The following is a 2799-nucleotide window of genomic DNA, read 5'->3' on the forward strand; positions in this document are numbered from 1 at the left end:
TTTAAAGAAGTGACAGAAAAATACCCGAGCTCCAAGGAAGCCGCTCAGGCCAAAGCTAAACTTAAAAAGTTATAGGAGACTCATGTTAGTCCTCGCCCTTGAGACAAGTTGCGATGACACCTCCGTCGCACTGGTCGACGACACCGGTTTGGTGTTTGGGGTGGCTACCGCCAATCAGGACACACTCCATGATGTCTTCGGTGGTGTCGTTCCTGAAATCGCAGGTCGCAAACATCTTGAGCAAGCCACTCCTTTGATTGATCAATTGCTCCAAAAAACTGGGATCACCATGGACAGTGTCGATGGCATTGTGGCCACTCAACGACCTGGGTTGATTGGCTCTCTGATTGTCGGGTTAGTGACGGCAAAGACACTTGCGCTTTCTCTCAACAAACCATTTATTGGAGTTCATCATATTGAGGGGCATATCCTTTCGGCCTTTTTAAGGGACGAGCCTGCAACGGCAGAGAAGTTGATCGAGGACCCTTATCTCGCGTTAGTGGTGAGTGGGGGACATACGCATTTATATCATGTTCCACAGCCGCATCATTACAAGCTGATAGGTAAAACGCAAGATGACGCCGCTGGTGAGGCCTTTGATAAATTCGCCAAGATGCTCCAGTTAGGCTATCCCGGCGGCGTGAAGGTGGATCGACTTGCGGCTCAAGGGGATCGCACGCGATTTCATTTCCCGAGATCGATGATCAAAGAGAAAAATTATGATTTCAGTTTTTCAGGCTTAAAATCTTCGGCCCAGAGAGAGCTGGCGGCGCTCAAAGATCCAAAACCGGTGGTTGATCTCTGCGCCTCCTATCAAGAAGCGATTGTCGATGTTCTCACGTATAAACTCTTTAGTGCGGCAGATGATTTGGGAGTGTCCAATGTTGTGATTGCTGGGGGAGTCAGTGCCAACTCTCGTTTGAGAGAATTGGCTCATTCTATGGCAGAGCAAAGAGATCTCAATTTGATTGTGCCACCCCTTAAATATTGTACCGATAATGCGGCGATGATTGGTTATGCAGGGGCGCTTCGACTCGCAAACGGCGAAACATCTCCTCAGGACATTGCTCCGCAAGCTCGCGCGGAGTTAAAATAATGTCTCTCTACGCCGACGAAATTCTGAAAGTCAAAACACTCCTTAAGGAGTTTGAGCGCTATTCTAAAAAGTCTTTAGGTCAAAATTTTCTAATCAATCGCCAAAAGATCGAGCTCATTATCGAAACGGTGAGAGCTCTAAATCCAAGTCGACTGATTGAAGTCGGTCCGGGACTTGGCGCACTGACCACTCGGCTCGAAGTTTTAACGGATGATTTTCATTTGATTGAGCTCGATGATGTTTTTGCCCAGTATTGGGAAGACAAAGGTAAGACGGTGGTGCGGGGGGATGCTTTACGTATTGATTGGTCTCAGGTGGCCGATAAGCCCTCCGTTCTGGTGAGCAATTTGCCCTATCAAATTGCCGCACGTTTAGTGGTCGATCGCTCGATCGCGCCCTTTGAGCTCACCGCGATGATTTTGATGTTTCAAAAAGAAGTGGCCCAGAGAATGACCTCTAAGCCTAAAAGCAAAGACTACGGATTGATCTCGGTACTTGCGCAGACGTTTTGGACGGTTAAAAATTTAACTGATCTAGGACCTAACGATTATCATCCTCCGCCCAAAGTGGCGAGCCGAGTGCTCACCTTTGTTCGCAAGTCTGTGGATCCTTCCCTCGCCTCGGAAAAGTATCTCGCTTTTGTAAAAGCCAGTTTTGCCCAACAGCGCAAATACCTTAAAAAGAATTTAACCGCACTTTACGCTGAGGAAAACATTCTGAATGCCTTTGATGAGTTAGGTATTTCTCCCCAAGCTCGCCCGGGGGACATTTCCGTTGAACTCTATGGGAACTTGTATAAATTGCTAGCAGTATGAAGATCATCAGCGAAAACCGTAAAGCCTGGCACGATTACGAAGTCCTCGAGAAGATGGAGGCGGGTGTCGTTTTAACCGGAAGTGAAGTGAAATCGATTCGTGCGGGCGCCATTAATCTCAAAGACTCCTACGTGGCCTTTCGGGGTGACGAAGTTTTTTTGCAGAACGCTCACATCAGTGTGTATCAGCAGGCGAGCTATAATAATCATGAGCCCGAGCGGGCTCGTAAGCTTTTACTCAACCGCTCTGAAATCAACAAACTCGCCGGAAGAATTTTCGAAAAGGGTCTCAGCTGTGTTCCCTTAAAAATGTACTTCAAAGACAGTCGAATCAAGGTGGAAATTGCAGTGGTGCGCGGTAAAAAAGCTCACGACAAGCGCAGTGCTTTAAAAACAAAGGACATGGCTCGAGAGACTCGCGAAGCCATGAAGAAGACGCGATGATTTGGATTTTTATAGTTGTCTCGGCATGGGCTCAAAACGTCACCCCTTCCAACGGTGGTTTGGGAGACAGCTACAAAGCTCCTATCATGGAGAAGTTCAATCTTTTGCAGGGTGAGTGTCAGCCTCGAAATTTGCGCACCTCATTTATCGAGATCATCAATCAAGAGCGTCATCGCACAATTATAGAGCTCCGTAAATCCAACGCGGTCGAAGCCGAGAAAAAAGAATTCCGTAAAAAATTTGATGAATTTGTAAGCCATATCAAAAAAGAATTTGAAGGCCACTATCCTATTTATCGCAAGCGCTGCCAGCCACAGCCCGAGAAAAAGCAGGTCAACCCGGCTCTGGAAGAATTCAAGCACTTCCCCAAAGGCAAAGCCATCCAACTCCGCCCCGGGTAATATGTGCGTGGCGGTGGGGTGATGGTCCTATAAAAAAACCAAAA

4 protein-coding genes are annotated in these 2799 nt (G+C 47.4%); all 4 read left to right on the top strand.

Annotated features, from left to right (window positions below):
- Positions 1-82: 82 nt before the first annotated feature.
- The 4 genes from tsaD to K2Q26_10150 are packed head-to-tail and all read left to right on the top strand — an operon-like array spanning position 83 to position 2755.
- A complete protein-coding gene (gene tsaD, locus K2Q26_10135) occupies positions 83-1096 on the top strand; it encodes a tRNA (adenosine(37)-N6)-threonylcarbamoyltransferase complex transferase subunit TsaD (GenBank protein MBY0315868.1) in 1014 nt (337 codons plus the stop codon).
- Positions 1096-1911 carry a 16S rRNA (adenine(1518)-N(6)/adenine(1519)-N(6))-dimethyltransferase RsmA gene (gene rsmA, locus K2Q26_10140; GenBank protein MBY0315869.1) on the top strand — a complete coding sequence of 272 codons (816 nt, stop codon included), beginning with the start codon at positions 1096-1098 and terminating at the stop codon, positions 1909-1911. Before tsaD ends, rsmA begins: the two co-directional genes overlap by 1 nt.
- A complete protein-coding gene (smpB, locus tag K2Q26_10145; protein ID MBY0315870.1) occupies positions 1908-2354 on the top strand; it encodes an SsrA-binding protein SmpB in 447 nt (148 codons plus the stop codon). The genes rsmA and smpB overlap by 4 nt, the downstream gene beginning before the upstream one ends.
- Positions 2351-2755, top strand: a complete 405-nt coding sequence (locus K2Q26_10150) for a hypothetical protein (GenBank protein ID MBY0315871.1) — start codon at positions 2351-2353, stop codon at positions 2753-2755. The genes smpB and K2Q26_10150 overlap by 4 nt, the downstream gene beginning before the upstream one ends.
- The last annotated feature ends 44 nt before the right edge of the window (positions 2756-2799 follow it).

The organism is Bdellovibrionales bacterium (assembly GCA_019750295.1).
In the GTDB taxonomy this organism is placed as follows: domain Bacteria; phylum Bdellovibrionota; class Bdellovibrionia; order Bdellovibrionales; family JAGQZY01; genus JAIEOS01.

What these genes read in the sequence shown, in the direction of transcription:
- rsmA (MBY0315869.1), top strand. Translation starts at nt 1,096, where the DNA reads ATGTCTCTCTACGCCGACGAAATTCTGAAAGTCAAAACACTCCTTAAG.
- smpB (MBY0315870.1), top strand. Translation starts at nt 1,908, where the DNA reads ATGAAGATCATCAGCGAAAACCGTAAAGCCTGGCACGATTACGAAGTC.
- K2Q26_10150 (MBY0315871.1), top strand. Translation starts at nt 2,351, where the DNA reads ATGATTTGGATTTTTATAGTTGTCTCGGCATGGGCTCAAAACGTCACC.
- tsaD (MBY0315868.1), top strand. Translation starts at nt 83, where the DNA reads ATGTTAGTCCTCGCCCTTGAGACAAGTTGCGATGACACCTCCGTCGCA.